The 19,322-nt window shown below is 74.0% G+C and carries 16 protein-coding genes; 6 read left to right on the top strand and 10 right to left on the bottom strand.

Annotation, left to right across the window (positions count from 1 at the left end; all coding sequences use genetic code 11):
* The first annotated feature begins 19 nt into the window (after positions 1-19).
* Positions 20-283 (top strand): ribbon-helix-helix domain-containing protein, encoded by a 264-nt coding sequence (locus FHX71_RS19655; protein ID WP_182619152.1) that lies wholly within the window; start codon positions 20-22, stop codon positions 281-283.
* 82 nt (positions 284-365) lie between these two features.
* Here the strand turns inward: FHX71_RS19655 and FHX71_RS19650 are convergent, their stop codons facing one another.
* Complete coding sequence (locus tag FHX71_RS19650) at positions 366-1,376, bottom strand: formylglycine-generating enzyme family protein (protein WP_182619151.1); 1,011 nt, start codon at positions 1,374-1,376, stop codon at positions 366-368.
* A gap of 139 nt (positions 1,377-1,515) precedes the next feature.
* Here FHX71_RS19650 and FHX71_RS19645 point away from each other — a divergent pair, with 139 nt between their 5' ends.
* Complete coding sequence (locus FHX71_RS19645) at positions 1,516-3,405, top strand: glycosyltransferase family 61 protein (RefSeq protein WP_182619150.1); 1,890 nt, start codon at positions 1,516-1,518, stop codon at positions 3,403-3,405.
* A gap of 73 nt (positions 3,406-3,478) precedes the next feature.
* Here the strand turns inward: FHX71_RS19645 and FHX71_RS19640 are convergent, their stop codons facing one another.
* Genes FHX71_RS19640 through FHX71_RS19615 form a run of 6 tightly spaced genes read right to left on the bottom strand, consistent with a single transcriptional unit; the run spans position 3,479 to position 11,232 of the window.
* Positions 3,479-4,234 (bottom strand): GntR family transcriptional regulator, encoded by a 756-nt coding sequence (locus tag FHX71_RS19640; protein WP_312877142.1) that lies wholly within the window; start codon positions 4,232-4,234, stop codon positions 3,479-3,481.
* Complete coding sequence (locus tag FHX71_RS19635) at positions 4,215-5,876, bottom strand: dipeptide ABC transporter ATP-binding protein (RefSeq protein ID WP_182619149.1); 1,662 nt, start codon at positions 5,874-5,876, stop codon at positions 4,215-4,217. Before FHX71_RS19635 ends, FHX71_RS19640 begins: the two co-directional genes overlap by 20 nt.
* On the bottom strand, positions 5,860-7,725 hold the full coding sequence (locus FHX71_RS19630) for a gamma-glutamyltransferase family protein (protein ID WP_182619988.1): 1,866 nt from the start codon (positions 7,723-7,725) through the stop codon (positions 5,860-5,862). Before FHX71_RS19630 ends, FHX71_RS19635 begins: the two co-directional genes overlap by 17 nt.
* Before the next feature lie 5 nt (positions 7,726-7,730).
* On the bottom strand, positions 7,731-8,618 hold the full coding sequence (locus FHX71_RS19625) for an ABC transporter permease (protein ID WP_182619148.1): 888 nt from the start codon (positions 8,616-8,618) through the stop codon (positions 7,731-7,733).
* On the bottom strand, positions 8,615-9,568 hold the full coding sequence (locus FHX71_RS19620; RefSeq protein WP_182619147.1) for an ABC transporter permease: 954 nt from the start codon (positions 9,566-9,568) through the stop codon (positions 8,615-8,617). The genes FHX71_RS19625 and FHX71_RS19620 overlap by 4 nt, the downstream gene beginning before the upstream one ends.
* An 11-nt stretch (positions 9,569-9,579) precedes the next feature.
* Entirely contained in the window at positions 9,580-11,232 is a 1,653-nt protein-coding gene (locus FHX71_RS19615; RefSeq protein ID WP_182619146.1) for an ABC transporter substrate-binding protein, read from the bottom strand.
* 162 nt (positions 11,233-11,394) lie between these two features.
* Here FHX71_RS19615 and FHX71_RS19610 point away from each other — a divergent pair, with 162 nt between their 5' ends.
* A complete protein-coding gene (locus FHX71_RS19610; protein ID WP_220490211.1) occupies positions 11,395-12,708 on the top strand; it encodes an Nramp family divalent metal transporter in 1,314 nt (437 codons plus the stop codon).
* Between the two features lie 81 nt (positions 12,709-12,789).
* Here FHX71_RS19610 and FHX71_RS19605 read toward each other — a convergent pair whose 3' ends face one another.
* The gene (locus FHX71_RS19605) at positions 12,790-13,974 is read right to left on the bottom strand and encodes a glycosyltransferase (protein WP_312877141.1); all 1,185 of its coding nucleotides are present in this window, start codon (positions 13,972-13,974) and stop codon (positions 12,790-12,792) included.
* On the bottom strand, positions 13,971-14,903 hold the full coding sequence (locus FHX71_RS19600; protein WP_182619145.1) for a DMT family transporter: 933 nt from the start codon (positions 14,901-14,903) through the stop codon (positions 13,971-13,973). The genes FHX71_RS19605 and FHX71_RS19600 overlap by 4 nt, the downstream gene beginning before the upstream one ends.
* 127 nt (positions 14,904-15,030) lie before the next feature.
* Between FHX71_RS19600 and FHX71_RS19595 the strand changes: the two genes are divergently transcribed.
* The 3 genes from FHX71_RS19595 to FHX71_RS19585 are packed head-to-tail and all read left to right on the top strand — an operon-like array spanning position 15,031 to position 18,363.
* The gene (locus tag FHX71_RS19595; protein ID WP_182619144.1) at positions 15,031-16,071 is read left to right on the top strand and encodes an alpha/beta fold hydrolase; all 1,041 of its coding nucleotides are present in this window, start codon (positions 15,031-15,033) and stop codon (positions 16,069-16,071) included.
* 11 nt (positions 16,072-16,082) lie between these two features.
* Positions 16,083-17,132 (top strand): glycosyltransferase family 4 protein, encoded by a 1,050-nt coding sequence (locus FHX71_RS19590; protein WP_182619143.1) that lies wholly within the window; start codon positions 16,083-16,085, stop codon positions 17,130-17,132.
* Between the two features lie 40 nt (positions 17,133-17,172).
* Entirely contained in the window at positions 17,173-18,363 is a 1,191-nt protein-coding gene (locus FHX71_RS19585) for an acyltransferase family protein (protein ID WP_182619142.1), read from the top strand.
* Positions 18,364-18,430: 67 nt separating this feature from the next.
* Here the strand turns inward: FHX71_RS19585 and FHX71_RS19580 are convergent, their stop codons facing one another.
* Positions 18,431-19,258 carry an RDD family protein gene (locus tag FHX71_RS19580; RefSeq protein ID WP_182619141.1) on the bottom strand — a complete coding sequence of 276 codons (828 nt, stop codon included), beginning with the start codon at positions 19,256-19,258 and terminating at the stop codon, positions 18,431-18,433.
* Between the last annotated feature and the right edge of the window lie 64 nt (positions 19,259-19,322).

Below are 19,322 nucleotides of genomic sequence, written 5' to 3'. Positions count from 1 at the left end.
TTACGTATACGATATTCACATGAGCGACAGGAAGATCCGCGGGCAGGCGGTGAGCGAAGAACAGATCCAGGCCTGGGCCGATGAGGCGGAGGCCGGCTACGACGTGACCAAGCTGCGTCGCCGCGGTCGTCCGCCTGCGGGCGACGGGCCGGGCGAGGTGGTTCCGACCCGGCTGGACGCCGCGACGCTCGCCGCGCTGGACCGGCAGGCCAAGGCGGAGGGGCTGGCGAACCGGTCCGAAGCCATCCGGGCCGCGGTGCGCGCCTGGGCGCACGTCGCGTGAGGCTGCACGCCAGAATCGAACGTAGGGGTGGTCGCCGCATAACCGGTCATGCGGCGACCACCCCTACGTTCGACTCCGGGACTCAGGTCTCAGGGGCGAGCGCCACCGTGCGGAAGCCCGCGTTGCCCATCGACGAGTCCGGCGTGTTCGACGAGCGCGCCGAGTTGCGGTAGCGGTTGCAGTACGAGATGTGGCACAGGTAGCTGCCGCCCCGCAGGATGCGCATGCCGCCCTGGTCCGGGCCCGTCGGGTTCGCCGCCGGGGAGCGGTCGTAGAAGCCCGGGTCGAACCAGTCCTGGCACCACTCCCAGACGTTGCCGACCGGCTGCCACAGGCCGTACCCGTTGGGCTCGAACGTCCGCACCGGCGCGGTGGTGAGCCAGCCGTCGTCCAGGGTGTTGTCCCGCGGGAAGGCGCCCTGCCAGATGTTCGCGCGCCAGCCGCCGTCGTCGACCTCGGCGTCGCCCCAGGGGTACTTCGCGCCGTCGACGCCGCCCCGGGCCGCGTACTCCCACTCGGCCTCCGTGGGCAGGCGGCGGCCGGCCCACGCGCAGTAGGCGACGGCGTCGTTCCAGCTCACGTGGGTCGCGGGGTGGTCGTCGCGACCCTCGACGTCGGAGCGCGGCCCGCCCGGGTGCGCCCAGTCCGCGCCGCGGACGCCGAACCACCACGGGGTGGCCTCGGCCTGGCCCATGATGTCGGCGGGGTCGGCCTCGACGGCGAGGTGGAAGACGGCGGAGAAGCCGAACGTCTCCGCCTCGGTGCGGTAGCCGGTCTCGTCGACGAACCGCGCGAAGTCGGCGTTCGTCACCGTGGTCGCGTCGATCTCGAAGGCGTCGAGCGACACCTCGTGCCGGGGCGTCTCGCCGTCGCCGGGGTTCCGGTCGCCCGACGAGTCGCCCATCGTGAACCGCCCCGCGGGGACGTGCGCCTGCTCGACGTCGTGCCGGCCCCCGGCCGGCGCCGCGGCGGCGTCGGGCGGGCGGGAACCGAGCGGGACGAACGCGTCCCGCCCCGGGGTGCCGCAGCCGCACCCGCATCCCTCGTGCCCCGTTCCGGCCCGCTCGTCCCCGGTCTGCTCGTCGCTCGTCACGCTCCCACGGTAGCGGCGTCGTCCCCGGCGCTGTGACGTGGGACGACACGCCCCGACGACACCCCGCGCGTGCCCGGTTCACCCGGCCGGCCCGGCTACTTACGAGGCGATGCCGAAAGAACTGGAGTGAAATGGCGCTATGACGCGCTCTTGGTCCGGACAGCTCAGGTCCCTCGTCTCACGGGCGCGGGCACGAGCACGCGGGGCCACCGCCGCCGCCACGCCCGCGCCGCCGGAGGGCCCTCGGCGCCCCCCGGCGGGAACCCGGCAGCCCCTGGAGACCGTCCGTCAGGCCGTCGACCCCGCCGGCGTCCGCGACCTGGTGGTGATCTGCAGGGACCGGCCGGTCCTCCTAGGCCGCCGGTTCCAGGAGTGGTACCCCGACGCCCGGCTCACCGTCCTGTACGACGGTCCCCAGGTCCCGGCGGCGGAGCACGGGTTCGGCCTGACCCGGTTCGCCCACGAGCGGGGCATCCTGCGGGCGCTGGCGTCCGTGCCCCCGGCCGACCTGATCGTGGACACGCGGCGGGCGCGACCCGCCGCCGTGCGCAGCACCTTCCGCCGGGCCTTCCTCGCGCTGGCCGACGGCGGCCGGTACGTCGCCCGCCTGGAACCCGCCCCCGACGGCGCGGCGCCGGCCCCCGGTGACAGCGCGCCCAACGGCGACAGTGCCGGCGACATCGCCGACGACGTCCGGGAGCTCGTCCGGCGCCAGGGCCTGCCGACGTCCGAGCGGCGCAAGCTCAGCAGCGCGCTGGAGCTGGGCCTGGCTCGCGCCCTGGCCGGCGTGACCACCGAGGGCGACCTCCTCGTGCTGCGCAAGAAGGGCGAGCACGTCCTCAAGCTCGGCGTGGAGGACACCCGTACCGCGCTCGCGGCCCGCGGCGTCGAGCCCCGGGTGATCGCCCGCGTGCCCGCGGAGCGGCACGTCTCGGCGTCGTCGATCTGGTCCAGCGACGCGGCGCTGGCGGCCGAGCGCCTGCCCGACGCCGTCGACGTGGGCGAGCTGACCTGCACGGTCTACGCGGACGTGCTGGTCGCGCCCCGTCAGGTGGCCGTGCTCGAACGGCTCCTGCTGCCGACGTCGTACTTCCTGCCGGGCCGGTCCAGTCGCAGGACGCGCGGCATGCACTACTACGGCAGCGACTACTCCGGGCTGCTGCAGGAGGGCGTCGAGCCCGAGGCGCTGCCCGGCACGTTCTACCACCTGGACAACCAGATCCCCGGCCACTACGGGCACGTCATCACGCACGACCTGTCGAAGCTGTGGGCGTGGGACGCGGCGCTCGCCGAGCACCCCGGCCTGCGGCTGCTGATCAGCCCGCCCGAGGGCGCCGACGACCTCCCCGCCTATACGTATGAGCTGCTCGGCGCCTACGGGATCGGCCGCGAGCGGGTGCGCCTGATCACCGGTCCCGTCCGGGTGGAGCGCTTGATCACCGCGACGCAGGCCTTCCAGCAGCCGAACTTCCTCAGCCCCGCCGCGCGGGACGTGTGGGCACGGGTGACGGCGGGGCTGCTCCCGCGGGCCGGGCAGGACCCGCTGCCCGAGCGGGTGTTCGTCTCGCGCCGGGTCGCGACCCGAAGGCGCTGCCTCAACGGCGACGAGGTGGAGCGCCGGTTCGAGGACGCCGGGTTCGTCGTCGTCTATCCCGAGGACCTCTCGCTGCCGGACCAGGTGCGGCTCTTCTCCGCCGTGCCGGTGGTCGCGGGCTACGCGGGGTCGGGGCTGATCAACACCGTGTTCTCGGCGGGCCCGGCCACCCGGATCGTGCTGGCGTCCAAGAGCTACTGGGCCACGAACGAGTACCACATCGCCGCGATGTACGGCGGGGACCTGCACTACTTCTGGTGCGACCCGGTCTTCCCCGGCGGGCCCGGCGGTTCGCCCGACGACGCGGGGACGGGCCGGTTCCACGCGGACTACGTGTTCGACGTCGGCCGGGACGGCCCGGCGCTCGACGCGCTCCTGGCGTCGCTCGGCGCGGCCGTCCGGCAGCCCGAGCAACCCCGGCCGACCGGCCGCTGACGGCCCGTTCGTCGCGCGGACCGTCGCCCTGTGCGACCGTCGCGCGACGGGCTGCCGCTCGACCCGCCGCCGCTCAGCGGGCCGCCGACCGCGCGGCGACGGCCGCGGCGACCTCGGGGTCGGAGCTGGGTCGCGTGACGCCGTAGCGCGCCAGGTAGCCGATCCGCGACTCCCGGACGTGCGCCGCCATCAGGGCGGCGGCCCGCTCGCCGTCGCCGGCGTCGATCGCCCCGACGATCACGCGGTGGTCGGGCCAGAGCCGCTTGCCGCGCGACTGCATGTCGGCGGCGTAGAGCCACTCGATCTTCCAGGAGAGCTGGCGCAGCAGCCGGGTCAGGGTCGCGCTGCCGCTGAGCTCGGCGACCGCGATGTGGATCTCGTCGTTGATGCCGACCAGGGGGTCCAGGTCGCCCGCGGCGACGTGCGCGTCCCCGGCGTCGAGCAGGGCGGCGATGTGCCGCCGCAGGCGCCACCAGTCCTCGGGGCTCTCGTCGCCCGAGTAGAGCGCCGCCGCCCGCCGGGCGGCGCTGCGCGCCGTGGACACCTCCAGGGCCTCCCGCACCGCGAACAGGTCGTCGGCGTCGTGCACCGGGATCGCTGCGACCCGCGAGCCCACGTGCGGCCGGGAGTCGATGAACCCCTCGCTCTCCAGGCCGCGCAGCGCCTCCCGGACCGGCACCCGCGAGACGTCGTACCGCTGGGCCAGCGAGGCCTCGGTCACGCGGGCGCCGGGCGTCAGGACGCCGGCGATGATGTCGCGCCGGATCGCGTCCTGCACGGTGGGCCGGACCAGGGCGGGGAGCACGGGCTCATCGGGCGAAAGCGGCACCGGGGATGGCTCCTAGCAGGTCTCGGGTGTAGTCGGCCCGCGGGGAGTGGAACACGTCGTCGACGGCCCCCTGCTCCTCGACGCGGCCTTGCCGCAGCACCACCACATTATCCGCTATGCCGCGGACCACCGCGAGGTCGTGGCTGATGAACAGGTACGACACCCCGAGTCGTTCCTGCAGGTCAGCGAGCAGGGCCAGGATCTGCTCCTGGACCAGCACGTCGAGCGCCGAGACCGCCTCGTCGAGCACCAGCAGCTCCGGCCCGGGGGCCAGCGCCCGCGCGATAGCGACCCGCTGCCGCTGCCCGCCGGACAGCGCGCCCGGATGCCGCTGGGCGACGTCGCGGGGGAGCGCCACCTGGTCCAGCAGCTCCGCGACCCGCGCCCGGCGCGACTCCCGGTCGCCGATGCCGAAGATCCGCAGCGGCTCGTCGATCACCCGCTCCACCGTGTGGGTCGGGTCGAGGGACGCGTACGGGTCCTGGAACACCGGCTGCACGCGGCGGCGCAGGGCGCGCCGCTCGGCCCGGCCCGCCCCGGCGATGGCCTTCCCGTCCACCAGCGCCTCGCCCGACGTCGGCGTCTCCAGGCCCAGCAGGATGCGGGAGACCGTCGTCTTGCCCGAGCCGGACTCGCCCACCAGCGCGGTCGTGCCGCCGCGCGGCACGGAGAAGGACACGTCGTCCACCGCGCGCAGCAGCCCGCCGCGCCCGCGCACGCGGTACTCCTTGACGAGGTTCCGGACCGTGACGACGTCGCCGCCGGCTGCGCCGTCGTCCGCCGGCCCGCCGGGCGCGCCGACGACGGCGCCCCGGCCCGCCGACACCCCCGCCTCGCCCTGCGCGACGACGGCCGCCGGCGCCGCCGCGACCAGCCGCCGCGTGTACTCGTGCTGCGGGGACCGCAGCACCTGCTCGGGCGTGCCCTGTTCCACGATCCGGCCGTCGAGCATCACGATCACGCGGTCGGCGCGGTCGGCGGCCAGGCCCAGGTCGTGCGTCACCAGGATCATCGCGGTCCCGTGCGCCTCGGCGAGCGCGACGAGGTGGTCCAGGATGCGCCGCTGCACGGTCACGTCCAGGGCCGACGTCGGCTCGTCGGCGAGCAGCAGCTCCGGCTCGCGCGCCAGGGCCATGGCGATGAGCACCCGCTGACGCATGCCGCCGGAGAACTCGTGCGGGAACTGCTTGGCGCGCCGCTCCGGCTCGGGCACGCCGGCCTCGGCCAGCAGCTCCAGCACACGCTGCCGCACCGCGGGGCCGCGCAGGCCGTCGGCGCGCAGGGCGTCGGCGACCTGGTCGCCCAGCCGCATGGCCGGGTTGAGGTTGGTGCCCGGGTCCTGCGGCACCAGCGCGATGCGGCCGCCCCGGACGGCGCGCATCCGCGCCTCGCCCGCGGCGGCGAGGTCCTCGCCGTCGAGCTCGACGGTGCCGCCCGTGATCCGGCCCGCGCCCGGCAGCAGCCGCAGGAGCGCGGCCACCACCGTCGACTTGCCGGAGCCGGACTGGCCCACGATCGCCACCCGCTCCCCGCGCGCGACGTCGAGGTCGACGCCGCGCACGACGGGGGTGTCGCCGTACGCGACGTCGAGCCCGCGCACGCGCAGCAGCGGTGCGGCGGTGGTGTCAGCGTCCTGCGGCATAACCCTGCGCTCCTCTCGGGTTGGCGGCCGCGCCCAGCAGGCCCGTGGCCGGGTCGCGGGTCACGGCGGACAGGCGCCCCAGCGCCCAGTCGCCGGCCCGGGTCACGACGTGGCCGCGGCCGACCAGCCCCGCGATGACGTCGTCGCCCAGCCGGTCCTCGACCACGGCCCCGCCCGGCGTCCAGGTGCGCGGCCAGAACGACCCGGGGAACGACGTCGTGTGCAGGGCCGGCGCGTCGATCGCCTGCTGCGGCGTGTACCCGCCCACGAGCACGCGCAGCAGGAACAGGAGCTGCCACTGGTCCTGCTGGTCGCCGCCCGGCGAGCCGAGCGCGATCACGGGCTCGCCGTCGCGCAGCACGAGCGTGGGCGTGAGCGTGGTCCGGGGGCGCCGTCCCGGCGTCAGGGCCGACGGCGACGCCTCGTCCAGCCACGTCATCTGCAGCCGCGTGCCCAGGCAGAAGCCCAGGCCGGGCACCGTGGGGGAGGACTGGAGCCAGCCGCCCGACGGCGTGGCCGAGACCATGTTGCCCCAGCGGTCCACGACGTCGATGTGGCAGGTGTCGCCGCGGGTGGCACCGGTGTGCTCGGGGGAGTCGGGGGAGGGGACCTCCACCGTCGGCTCGCCCACGCCCGCCGCCGCCCCGCCCCCGGGAGCGCCCGGCAGCGACCCCGCGGGCGCGCTGGTCGCGTACTCGGTGCGCAGCACCGGCAGGGCCGGCGTCGTCCGCCCGGGCACGTCGCCCGGCCGCAGCTCGTGGCTCGCGGAGTCCCCGATCAGCGCCCGCCGCGCGGCCGCGTACTCCTCGCTCAGCAGGTACGTCAGCGGCACGTCGTCGGACGCCGGGTCGCCGTACCAGACGTCCCGGTCGGCCAGCGCGAGCTTCTGCGCCTCGATGACCGTGTGCGCGCCGAGCTCGGTGGACGGGTCCAGCGCGGCGTCGTCGAGCCCCTCCAGGATCTTGAGGGTGGCCAGCAGCGCCGGGCCCTGGCCCCACGCGCCGGTCTTGGCGACCGTGTACCCGCGGAAGGTGACGGTCGTGGCGTCCTCGTACGACGCCGAGAAGGCCGCGATGTCGGCCGCCGTGATGACGCCGGCGTGGTCGCCGCCGTCGGCGTGCCGGTGGGGTGTGGCGACGAACGCCTCGACCGCGGCGCCCACGCGCTCGCGCCACGCGGCGCGGGCCAGGTCGATCGCCTCCGCCCGGTTCGCCGCCCCGGAACCGGCGGCGACGACGGCGTCCAGCAGGTCGGCGTACTCCGGGTTGGTGACGACCGTGCCGGGGGCGGGCGCCTCGCCGTCGGGCAGCCAGTGCGCCGCCGAGGTAGGCCAGTGCTCGCGGAACAGGCCCGCGACCGTGGACAGGGTGCCCGCGACGCGCTCCAGCAGCGGGTGCCCGTCGCGGGCGTACCCGACCGCGAAGGCGAGCACGTCGGCCAGGTCCCACGTGCCGTGGTCGCGCAGGAGCAGCAGCCAGGCGTCGACGCTGCCCGGCACCGCCGCCGCCAGCGCCCCCGAGCCCGGGACCAGGTCCAGGTCCTCGGAGCGGTAGTGCTCGATCGTCGCGCCCGCGGGCGCCGGGCCCTGGCCCACCAGGACGCGCGGCGCACCGGGCTCCTCGGCGGTCACGAAGACGCCGGTCATGTCGCCGCCGGGCCCGTTCAGGTGGGGCTCCACGACGTGCAGCACGAACGCGCCCGCGACCGCCGCGTCGAAGGCGTTGCCGCCCCGCTCGAGCACGGCCTGGGCGCTCGCGGTGGCGATCCAGTGGGTGGAGCCGACCATCCCGAACGTGCCCCTCAGGTCGGGGCGGGTGGCGTGGGCTGCGGGCGGGGTGAAGGACGTCATGGTGCTCACTTACGGTCGGTGGACGGGTCGAGGGCGTCGCGCAGGGCGTCCCCGAGAAGATTGAACCCGAGGCAGATCGCCACGATGGCCAGGCCGGGGAACAGCGCGGCGGTGGGCGCGCGGCCCAGGTACTGCTGCGCGTCCGAGAGCATGATGCCCAGGGACGGCGTCGGCGGCTGGATGCCGAGCCCCAGGAACGAGAGCACCGCCTCGCCCAGCACGGCCGCCGGCATGATCACCGTGGCCTGCACGATGATCGCGGAGAGGCAGTTGGGCAGGATGTGCTGCCCGAGGATGCGGGGCCCGGACGCGTCCATCGCGGTGGCCGCGAGAACGAAGGGACTCTCCTTGAGCCGCATCGTCTCGGCGCGCACCACGCGCACCATGGTCGGCACCTGCGCGATGCCGAGCGAGATCGCGGCGCCCGCCAGGCTGGGCCCGTTGATGGCGGCCAGGCCGACCGCGAGGATGAGGAACGGGAACGCGAGCGTCACGTCGGTCAGGCGCGAGACGGGCGCGTCCAGCCACCGCCAGTAGCCGGCGGCCAGCCCGAGCGGCGTCCCGACGACGACGGCGAGGCCCACCGCCACGATCCCCACCATGAGCGAGGCCCGGATGCCGTACATCATCCGGGACAGGACGTCGCGGCCCAGGTCGTCGGTGCCGAGCGCGAAGCCGACGGTGCCGGGAAGCTGGAACGGGGCGTCGAAGTGCACCTCGGCGGGCCCGTGGGGCGCCAGCAGCGGCGCGAGCAGCCCGGCCAGGACGACGACGGCGAGCATCACGCCGCCGGTGATCGCCTGGCCGGTGCGCAGCCGGGACAGCAGCCGGCGGGGGCCGACGGCGGCGGGCGCCGGGCCGGGAACGAGATCGCTGTGCTCGATGACGGTCATGAGCGGCCTCCCACCCGGATACGGGGGTCGATGACGGAGTACAGGACGTCCACGGCGAGGTTGACCAGCACGTACCCCACGGTGGTCAGCACCACGACGGCCTGGATCACCGGGTAGTCGCGCTGGAAGACGGCGTCGAGCGTGAGCTTGCCGAAGCCCGGCAGGGCGAAGATCTGCTCGGTCACGACGGCGCCCGAGATGAGGCCGCCGAGCTGCAGCCCGGCGATCGTGACCACGACGATCAGGGAGTTGCGCAGCCCGTAGCGCAGCAGCACGCGGGTGCGGCCGAGGCCCTTGGCGCGGGCCGTGCGCACGTAGTCGGTGCGCATGGCCTCGATCATCGAGGCCCGGGTCTGCCGCATGATGACGGCGGCCAGGCCGGTGCCGAGGATCAGCGCGGGCAGGGTCAGGTGCACCACCCAGCCCACGGGGTCGTCGGTGAGCGGTACGTAGCCCGACGCCGGGAACAGGCCCAGGCCGATGCACAGGTACAGGATCGCGAGCATGCCGAGCCAGAAGTTCGGCACGGACAGGCTGGTCAGCGCGGCCGCGTTGGCGACCCACTCCGGCCAGCGCCCGCGGTAGCGCTCGGCGAGCAGGCCGAGCGCCACCCCGGTCACGACGGCGACGACGATCGCGTAGAGCGACAGCCAGAGCGTCACGGGCAGCGTGGCGCCGATCATGCTCGCGACGGACGCCCCGGTGCGGGTGGACTCGCCGAGGTCGCCCGAGGCGACCTCGGCGACGAACCGCCCGTACTGCACCCAGACCGGCTGGTCCAGGCCGAGGTCGGCGCGGATCATGGCGAGCCGCTCCGGCGTGGCCTCCTCGCCCGCCATGGCGAGCGCGGGGTCACCGGGCAGCATGCGCACGCCCAGGAAGATCACCATCGACGCGAGCACGAGCGTGATCGCGGACTGCCCGAGGCGGACGAGGAGGTAGCGACTCATCGGAGGTGCTCTCAGCCCTCGGCCGGGTCGACGAACGCGGCGTTGCTCAGGCGCACCACGCCGTCGGCGTAGGTGGAGATGCCCGCGACCTCGTCGGCGTAGCCGGTCAGGCTGCGCGTCCGGTAGAGGTAGATGATCGGGTTGTCCTGCTGCACCTGCGTGACGACCTGGCCGTACAGCTCGGCGCGCTCCGCCGGGTCGATGACGGTCGCGGCCTGTGTGAGCAGGTCGTCGACCTCGGGGTTGCTGTACCCGGAGTAGTTGTTGCCGGCGCCCGTGGACAGGAAGTTGAACATGTTGCCGTGCGGGTCCACGCGGCCCGACCAGCCGAGCTGCAGCAGGTCGAAGTCGCCCTGCTCCTGGACCTCCAGCAGCGAGGAGTACTCGACGGGCACGATGGTGAGGTCGAAGCCGCCGTCGGCCACCGAGGCCTGGACCGCCTGCGCCAGGCGCAGGGTGTCGGGCGTGTTGGTCACCTTGATCTCGATCTCGTACGGCACGTCCGCGCCGGCCTCCTCCAGGAGCGCCTTGGCGCCCTCGGGGTCGTACTCGGGGCAGGCCTCGCTCGCCTCGCTGGTGAACGGGGACGCGGGGGAGACCGGGGAGCAGGCCGGGTCGAACCGGTCGTTGAAGACGGACTTCACGAGCTGCTCGCGGTCCACGGCCATGGACAGGGCCTGGCGGATGCGCGGGTCCTGCGCGATGGGGGTGTCGATCTCGCCGGGCGGGTTGCCGACGCCGTCGGTGTTGCCCACGTTGACCGTCATGGCCTGGTAGCCCAGGGAGCCGACCTCCAGGAGCCCGACGTTCTCGTCGTCCTCCAGCTCGGCGAGGTCCTGCGTCGAGATCGTGTCGGCGACCTGGACGTCGCCGGAGCGCAGGTTGGCGGCGCGGATGCTGGCGTCGGTGATGATGCGGTAGGTGATCGAGTCCAGGTGCACGTTCTCGGCGTCGTAGTACAGCGGGTCGCGCTCGACCGTGATCGACGTCTGCGGCACGCGCTCGACGAACTTGAAGGCGCCCACGCACACGGGGTGCTCGCCGAAGCCGTCGCCCGCCTTCTCGAGCTCGGTCGGCGACATGATCATGCCCGCGCGGTCGGCGAGCACCGCGGTGAGCGGTGCGAACGGCGTCTCATAGGTGATCTCGACCGTGCTGTCGTCCAGCGCGGTGACCTCCTCGATGGGGCCCAGCTCGCTGCGGCGCGACGAGTCCTCCTTGGTGAGGTGGCGCTCGATCGACGTCTTGACGGCCTCGGCGTCGAACGGGGTGCCGTCCGCGAACTGCACGCCCTCCATCACCGGGAAGGTGACCGTGAGCCCGTCGTCGGACACCTCGGGCAGCTCCGTGGCCAGCATCGGGACGATCTCGCCCGCCTCGTCGACGTCGTAGAGCTTCTCGCACATCGTCTCCATGACGTAGCGCGTGTAGAGGGACGACGAGGTGGTGGGGTCGAGCACGTCGGGCTCCGCGGACAGGGCCATGACGAGGTCGCCGCCCTCGGCGATCGTCCGGCCGTCCAGGGTGACGGTGGTGACGTCGGCGGTCTCCTCGGCCGGGGCGGAGGTCTGCACCTCCTGACAGCCGGACAGGACGAGCGCCGCGGCGAGAAGGCCGGCGGCGGGGGCGAGCGGGCCGCGCGGCCGCGGCAGTGATGTGCGCACTGGAGAATCCAATCCGGATCTGAGAAGGACGATTGCATACAATCACTCGAATCGAGACGAGTGTGTATGCAATGGATTGCAGTCCTGTTAAACCTCTGTGTCGCCGGCCGGGCAAGGGCGCGTCCCTTTTGGGCGGGTGAAACCCGTGGGTACAGTCACGCCATGGAAAAGGACAATGAGGTCACTTCGCAGGGGGTTCCAGGAGACCGGCTGACCGAGGAGCCGCAGGCCTCCCTGGAGAAGCCGCGCTGGCGGATCATCGGCCCGGGCCTCGTGGTCGCGGCCACCGGCATCGGCGCCGGCGACCTGGTCGCCACGATGGTCGCGGGCAGCAACTACGGCTACGCGCTGCTGTGGGCGGTGATCCTCGGCGTCGTCGTGAAGATCGCGCTGGTCGAGGGCGCGGGCCGCTGGACGCTCGCGACCGGCCGCACCATCTTCGACGGCTGGAAGTCGCTCGGCCTGTGGGCCGTCGTCTACTTCGGCGTCTACGTGATGATCTGGGGCTTCAGCTACGGGGCCGCGGCGATGTCCGGCGTCGGCCTCGCGCTGAACGGCCTGTTCCCGGTGCTGGACATCCGGTACTGGGCGATGATCTCCGGCGTGGCCGGCCTGCTGCTGGTCTGGTTCGGCAAGTACAAGCCGTTCGAGAACGTCATGGCCGTGCTGATCGGCGTCATGTTCGTGACCGTCGTGGGCTCGGCGGCGCTGACGACGCCCAACCTCGGCGAGATCCTGGCGGGCCTCGTGCCGATCATCCCCGAGGGCGCGGTGCTGAACACGCTCGGCCTCGCGGGCGGCGTCGGCGGCACCATCACGCTGGCCGCCTACGGGTACTGGCTCACCGAGAAGGGCTGGGACACGCCCCGCTGGATGCGCGTCATGCGGATCGACAACGCCTGGGCGTACTTCATGTCCGGCGTCTTCGTGATCGCGATGCTCATCGTGGGCTCGGAGCTGCTGTACTCCGCGGGCCTGGCGGTGGCCGACGGCGAGCAGGGGCTGGTCGACGTGGCCGACGTGCTCGCCCAGCGGTACGGGACGTTCATGGCCCCGCTGTTCCTGGTCGGGTTCTTCGCCGCGACGTTCTCGTCGGTGATCGGCGTCTGGCACGGGGTGTCGCTCATGTTCGCCGACTTCGTGGCGACCATGCGCAACCTGCCGGCCGACGACCGCCGCCGCGGCGCCGGCGGCACCTACTACCGTTGGTACATCCTCTGGCTGACGTTCCCGCCGATGGCGCTGCTGTTCCTCGACAAGCCGATCCTGCTGGTCGTGGTCTACGGCGCGCTGGGCTCGCTGTTCATGCCGTTCCTGGCGCTGACGCTGCTGTTCCTGATGAACAGCAAGGCGGTGCCGCGGCAGTGGCGCAACACGTGGTGGGTCAACGTGATCCTGGTGCTGGTGGCCGCGATGTTCCTGGTGCTGGGCGGCAGCGAGCTGGTCAAGGCGGTGGCGCCGGTCTTCGGCGGCTAGCCCTTCCCACCGCAACGTGTCAGACCCTCAGGTCCCTCGGGGGACCTGAGGGTCTGACACGTGCGGAAGGTGGTGGCGGGGTCAGGCGGCCGCCGTGGCGCCGCGCATCGCGTGGACCTTCTCGTAGATCTCCGCGAACGCGTCGAGGGTGCCGTCCACGGCGTGCGCCGCGACGAGCTCGCGGCCCGCCGCCCCCATGCGGTGCCGCAGGCCGGCGTCCGCCAGGAGGTCGCCGAGCCGGTTCGCCAGCTCGCGCACGTCGCCCGGGGTGTAGAGCCAGCCGTTGACGCCGGGGCGCACCAGGTGGGGCAGCGCCATGGCGTCGGCGGCGACCACCGGCAGGCCCGAGGCCATGGCCTCCAGCGTGACCAGGCTCTGCAGCTCGGCCACCCCGGGCATGCAGAACACGTCGGCGTCGGCGTAGGCGGTGAGCAGCTCGTCGTCGGGCACGTACCCGCGGAAGCGGACGCGCCCCGCGACGCCGGACTCGGCGGCGAGCGCCGCCCAGTCGTCGGCCTTCGTGCCCGTGCCGACGATCTCCAGCTTGCCGGGGAGGCCCTCGGGGAGCAGGGCGAAGGCGCGGATGATCTCGTCGACCCGCTTCTCCTGGTCCAGGCGCCCGACGAACAGGACCGTCGGCTCGGTGCGGCCGTCGCGGACCGTGGTGGTCCAGCGGTCGGTGTCGATGCCGTTGGACACGGGGACGGCGTGGCTGAGCCCGGCGTGCTGCGCGAGCAGGTCCACGGCGCGCGGGGTGGGGGCGGTGACGACGTCGGCCTTGGCGTAGACGCGGCCGATGTCCTGCCAGAGCCAGCGCCCCACGGTGCGGTGCATCGAGCCGGGCACCAGCAGGTAGCCGACGAGGTTCTCGGGCATGAGGTGGTTCGTGGCCACGATGGGGAGGTTCGTGCGGTGCGCGGCGTCGACCAGGGCGCGGCCGACGATGAAGCTGCCGTTGGTGTGCACGACGTCGGGCCGGACCTCCTGCAGGATCTCGGTGATCCCCCGGCGGGTCTCCCAGGGCAGGGAGATCTGCAGGTTGTGGTGCGTCGGGTACCGGCTGGAACGGAGCCCGTGCAGCACGACGCCGTCGCGGACCTCACGGACCGGGCGGCCCGTCGGGGACGGGGCGACGACGTGCACGTCGTACCCGCGGCGGGCCAGGCCGGTGGCCAGGCTGCCGGCGAACCGGGCGGCGCCGTTCACGGCGGGCGGGTAGGTGTCGGCGCCGATCAGGATCGTGCGGGGAGTGCCAGGCAGGGTCACTGTGCTGTACCTCTCGATGGTCCGGGAAGTCTCGAAGGGTCGGTACGCGCCGCGCGGGCCGCGACGGCGTCGGGGTGGAGCCGAGCAAGGACGAGCACCCCGGCGGACGCGGCGAGCGCCGCGCCCCCGAGGAGGAACCAGGTGCCGACGGGCGTGCCGGCGCCTTCACCGAGGAGCACGGCGCCGAGCAGCACGGCCACGATCGGGTCGACGACGGTGAGGCACGCGACCACGACCTCGGGCGGGCCGGCCGGGTAGGCCTGCTGCACGAGCCAGCCGCCCAGCACCAGGGCGAGGAGGGCGGCCGCCCCCGTGCCCAGCACCTGGGGGTCGGTCCAGCGGGTGCCGTGGGCGAGCTCCTGGAAGATCACGCGCATCAGCGCGGAGAGCAGGCCGAACGCGGCGGCTCCCGCCGTCGCGCAGGCGACGCAGCGCAGCCAGCCGCCGATCGGCAGGCCGCCGGCCCCGAGGGCGACGACGACGCCGCCCACGACGAGGATCGTCGGCAGGGTGGATCCGGGCGGCGGCGCGGTGCCCGAGCCGGCGCTCACCGACGCGGCGACGAAGACGGCCACCCCCGCCATGGTCAGGGCGACGCCCAGGAGCACGCTCCGGCCGGGCGCCCGCCGGAGGAGGAGCGAGGAGAGCAGCACCGCCACGGGGACGGCGAGCACGCCGATCGGCTGGACCAGGCGCAGCGGTGCGAGGGCGAGCGCGACGGCGTGCACGATCGTGCCGGCCGCCGCGAGCCCGAACCCGGCCAGCCAGCCGGGCCGGCGCACGATCCGGCTGAGCCGGCGCAGGGACAGGACACGCTCGCGGGCCAGGGGCTGCCCGTAGAGGTCGGCCACCTCGCGGTGCTGCAGGACTGCTGCCCCGGCGAACAGGGCGGCGCCGAGCACGGCGAGGGCGACCGCTGTGGCTTGCATGGGACAACGGTGACGTAAGGATGCACTTCTCCGCCACCAGGTTTCCCCCCGTAATGACATGGGGGTTTACCCCCATCTTTCTCCGCCCTCTCCCGTGACCGTCCCCGGAGTGCTTAGGGTCAGCGCGATGAACACCGAAACCCATCCGCGCGACCGGGCCGCGTCACCGCTCGAGGGGCCGCGCGGGGCCGCGCGGGCAGCGGCCTCCGAGGAACCGTACGCGGGACTCGTCGCGGCCACACCCGCACGCGACGCCGACCTCCTGATTCGTGGCACGCGCGCCCACGTGCGCGTCTACGGCGACCCTGCGGCACCGGGCCGGCTCGTGTTCCTGCACGGGCTGCGCGGTGACCACCACGGGCTGGAGCCGATCGTCGCCCATCTCGTGAAAGAGTGCCCTGACCTGCAGGTATGGGTCCCCGACCTGCCCGGCTTCGGCGCGTCGGCACCCCTCGCGGACGGCGTGCACGACGTCGCCGGCTACGCCGCGTGGACCGCCGAGCTGCTGTCCGCCGTCGCGCCGGAGGGGGACGCCGTGCTGGCGGGCCACTCCTTCGGGTCGATCGTCGCCTCGGCCACCGTGGCGGCGCCGGCCGGGCCCGCCGAACCCACCGCGGAGGGGCGTCGGGCGCCGCTCGTGCGGGGTCTCGTGCTGGTCAACCCCATCGCGACGGCCGCGCTGGACGGTCCGCGGCGGGCGATGAGCGCCGTCACCGTGGGGGTGCACCGGCTGGCCGCAGCGCTGCCGGAGCGGGTGGGTACCGGACTGCTGCGTCACCCGCTGTTCACCCGGGTGGCGAGCGTCGCGATGGTCACCTCGGACGACCGGACCCTGCGCCGCTGGATCCACGCGGAGCACGACCGGTACTTCTCCGGGTTCGCCGACCGGCGCACCCTGCTGGAGGCCTTCCACGCCTCGGTGGGGACCGACGTCTCGGCCTACGCGGGGCGCATCGGCGTGCCGACGCTGCTGGTCGCCTCCGAGAACGACGACGTCGCGCCGCTGCCCTCGCAGCGGGTGCTGGAGGGCCTGCTCGCCGACGCGCGGCTCGCCGTCGTCCCGCGGATCGGGCACCTGGCGCACTACGAGGCGCCGGACGTCGTGGCCCGGGAGACGGCCGCATTTCTCGCCGGTCTCCAGGCCACCGGAGAGCGGGATGAACAGTGAGGGAAGATCGGATGAAGATCGTCGTCGACTGCCGCTACCTGCGGGTCGGCCGGCACGACGGCATCAGCCGGTACACGGCGGGGATCGTCACCGCGCTGGCCCGGCTGCACCCCGTCGAGGTGCTGGTGAACGACGAGCGCCAGCTCGACCACCTGCCGGCCGGGCTGCCGTGGCACCTCGTGAGCGCGCCGACGAGCTGGCGCGAGCCGTTCGTGGCGCGGCAGGTGCGCCGTACGGGGGCCGACGTCGTGTTCAGCCCGATGCAGACCATGGGCACCTGGGGGCGGGACTACCGGGTGGTCCTGACCCTGCACGACCTCATCTACTACCGGCACCCCACGCCGCCGCGGGACCTGCCGGCGCCCGTGCGCCTGCTGTGGCGGGCCTTCCACCTCGCGTGGTGGCCGCAGCGCGTGCTGCTGAACCGGGCCGACGCCGTCGTCACCGTCTCGGAGACCACGCGCGACCTGATCGCCCGGCACCGGCTGACCCGGCGCCCGGTGACCGTGGTGCCGAACGCGCCGGACCCCGTGCCGGACCTGCCCCGCGGCGCGCGGACCCGGTCGCTCGTCTACATGGGCTCGTTCATGCCCTACAAGAACGTCGAGCTGCCGGTCCGGGCCATGGCGCAGCTCCCGGGCTGGGAGCTGCACCTCATGAGCCCGGTCAGGGCCGAGCACCGCGCCCGGCTCCAGGCGCTCGCCGGCGAGGGCACGCTCGTGTTCCACGACGGCGCGTCGGACGAGACCTACCGCGACGTGCTGCGCCGCGCGACGGCCCTCGTCTCCGGCTCCCGCGACGAGGGCTTCGGGCTGCCGCTCGTGGAGGCGATGGCGCTCGGCACGCCCCTGGTGGTCAGCGACATCCCGGTGTTCCGCGAGGTCGGCGGGGCGGCGGGGGCGTACGTCGACCCGGACGACGTGGACGGCTACGTCGCGGCGGTCCGCGCGCTCGACGACCCAGGCACCTGGGCGGAACGGTCGGCCGCCGCACGGCTGCGCTCCGCCGGGTACGACTGGGACACCTCGGCCAAGACGCTGCTGGCGCTCCTGCTAGGGTGATCTTTGACCGTTATCGTTCCGTGATCTAAGGTCGGCGGCGATGACCCGTCCTGACGAGAGCCTGAGCGCACCCCTTCCCGAGGCGAGCCCTGAGGCCACGGGCGCCCCACGCCGCAAGGTGACCGGCCGGCTCGTGGCCATGGACGGCCTGCGCTTCGGCGCCGCGGCGGCCGTGCTGCTCTACCACTTCACGGCGACCTCGACGGTGACCAGCTACTGGGGCGCCGACCCCGAACGGGCGTTCCCGCTGCTCAACGAGGTCACGCGGTACGGCTGGCTGGGCGTCGAGCTGTTCTTCATGATCTCCGGGTTCGTCATCCTGCTCAGCGCCGACGGCCGGGGGATCGCGGGCTTCATCGCCTCCCGGGTGGGCCGCCTCTTCCCCGCCTACTGGGCGTGCATCGTGCTGACGGTGGGCCTGCAGCAGTTCTGGTCGGGCGGGCGGCAGACCAGCATGACCGAGACCCTGGTCAACCTCACGATGGTGCAGGACCTCTTCGACGTCACCGGCGTCCAGGTCGTGTTCTGGACCCTGCTGGTCGAGCTCAAGTTCTACCTGCTGGTGCTCGCGGTGCTGGCGCTGGGCCCGCTCACGCGCAACCGCGTGCTGACCTTCGCCACGCTCTGGCCCCTCGCCGGCTGGGCCGCGCAGGAGTTCGGCGCCCACTGGCTCGCCGAGTGGCTCGTGCCCGTCTACGCCCCGTACTTCGCCGTCGGCATGCTGCTCTTCCTCGCCTACCGCGACGGCTTCGACCTGGTCACCGGCACGCTGCTCGTGGGCGGCCTGGTCCTGTGCGCCATGCGGGTGCTGGAGGCCGCCGGCCGTGCGTCCGACCTGCAGGGGGTCACGGTCAACCCGGTCATCGCCGTGATGATCATGCTGGCCAGCGTCGCGGCCGTCTGGGCGACGACGCTCCGCGGGCGCACCGCGCCACCCCGCCGCGTGGCGGCCGCGCTCGGCACCGTCGGCGCGCTCACCTATCCCGTGTACCTGGTGCACACGCAGTTCGGGTACGCCGTCATCGACGTGCTCGCCCACGAGACCACCCGCACCGTCGCCCTCTTCGCGGCCGGCGCGCTGAGCCTGGTCCTGGCGCTGGTGATCCACTACGGCGTCGAGCGCCCGACGTCGGCCCGGCTGCGCCGGGCGGTGCAGGCCGGCCTGCTGCGCTGCTCGGCGGCGCTGCGCTCGCGCGGGCTGATGCGCGCCTGGGACGACGTCCGGACCTGATCCCGGGGATCGGCGCGGGCCCGGCGCAGGCCTGGCCCGGGCCCGACGGCGGAGCGTGCGGCGCGGCTCAGCGCGGCGGGTCGGCCACCGCGAACGGGAGCCGGTGCAGCAGCTCCGCCTGCTCCTCCGCGCGCCTGCGCTCCCGCTGCCCGGCGCCGAGCTCGCGCTCGCGGCGCTCGGCGAGCACCGCGTGCAGGAACGCCTCGGGGTGCGTGCCCGGCGGCGGGCCGGGAGCCACGTACGGCTCGATGCGGCCCGCGAGGTCGTCGGCGAGCCGCGCCCGGGACTCGGGCGCCAGCCGCGCGGCCCGGCCCAGCATCTGCCGCGCGGCCAGCGCCAGCCCGTCCGGGAGCCGGCGCATGTCCGCCGTGCGCGCCCACGCGGCGAGCGACTGCGGCATCACGATCGGGGCGGACAGCGGCTTGCCGCCCCGCACCCGCACCGCGTACGTGCCCGCAGCGAGGTCGCCGAGGCGCTTGCCCTTCGCGTTCGACAGCGAGGCGATGGCGGCGATGCCGCCGAACGTCATCCACAGCTCGAACACGCCGATCAGCGCACGCACGAGCGCGTGCCGGAACCGGACCGGCCCGCCGTCGTCGCGCACCACGCGGATGCCGCAGGCGAGCTTGCCCACCGAGCGGCCGCGCGACAGCGTCTCGACCGTGACCGGGACGCCCACCACGACGGCGGCGCTCGCCACGGCGATGACGATCACCGCGACGTCCTCGCTCAGGGTGGCGGTCTCCAGGAACCACACCGCGCTCGCGACCAGGATCGCGGTGACGACCACGCCGATCACGATGAAGTCGAGCATCGCGCCCATGGCGCGGGTGATGAACGATGCCGGGCGGGCGTCGAGCACCACGCCCTCGCCGATGACGATGCCGTCCTGCACGATTCCTCCGGTCGGGGCTGTCGGATGGTGCGAGCCTCGGGACGTGCCGCTGCCCCTGTGCGGC

Source organism: Promicromonospora sukumoe, from assembly GCF_014137995.1.
Lineage (GTDB): Bacteria > Actinomycetota > Actinomycetes > Actinomycetales > Cellulomonadaceae > Promicromonospora > Promicromonospora sukumoe.
Note: the sequence above shows the minus strand (reverse complement) of the source record. Positions and strands in the feature narration are given on the sequence as shown.

Coding starts and splice junctions, on each gene's coding strand:
- FHX71_RS19655 (WP_182619152.1), top strand. CDS start 20: ATGAGCGACAGGAAGATCCGCGGGCAGGCGGTGAGCGAAGAACAGATC.
- FHX71_RS19645 (WP_182619150.1), top strand. CDS start 1,516: ATGACGCGCTCTTGGTCCGGACAGCTCAGGTCCCTCGTCTCACGGGCG.
- FHX71_RS19635 (WP_182619149.1), bottom strand. CDS start 5,876: ATGCCGCAGGACGCTGACACCACCGCCGCACCGCTGCTGCGCGTGCGC.
- FHX71_RS19630 (WP_182619988.1), bottom strand. CDS start 7,725: ATGACGTCCTTCACCCCGCCCGCAGCCCACGCCACCCGCCCCGACCTG.
- FHX71_RS19625 (WP_182619148.1), bottom strand. CDS start 8,618: ATGACCGTCATCGAGCACAGCGATCTCGTTCCCGGCCCGGCGCCCGCC.
- FHX71_RS19620 (WP_182619147.1), bottom strand. CDS start 9,568: ATGAGTCGCTACCTCCTCGTCCGCCTCGGGCAGTCCGCGATCACGCTC.
- FHX71_RS19610 (WP_220490211.1), top strand. CDS start 11,395: ATGGAAAAGGACAATGAGGTCACTTCGCAGGGGGTTCCAGGAGACCGG.
- FHX71_RS19600 (WP_182619145.1), bottom strand. CDS start 14,903: ATGCAAGCCACAGCGGTCGCCCTCGCCGTGCTCGGCGCCGCCCTGTTC.
- FHX71_RS19595 (WP_182619144.1), top strand. CDS start 15,031: ATGAACACCGAAACCCATCCGCGCGACCGGGCCGCGTCACCGCTCGAG.
- FHX71_RS19590 (WP_182619143.1), top strand. CDS start 16,083: ATGAAGATCGTCGTCGACTGCCGCTACCTGCGGGTCGGCCGGCACGAC.
- FHX71_RS19585 (WP_182619142.1), top strand. CDS start 17,173: ATGACCCGTCCTGACGAGAGCCTGAGCGCACCCCTTCCCGAGGCGAGC.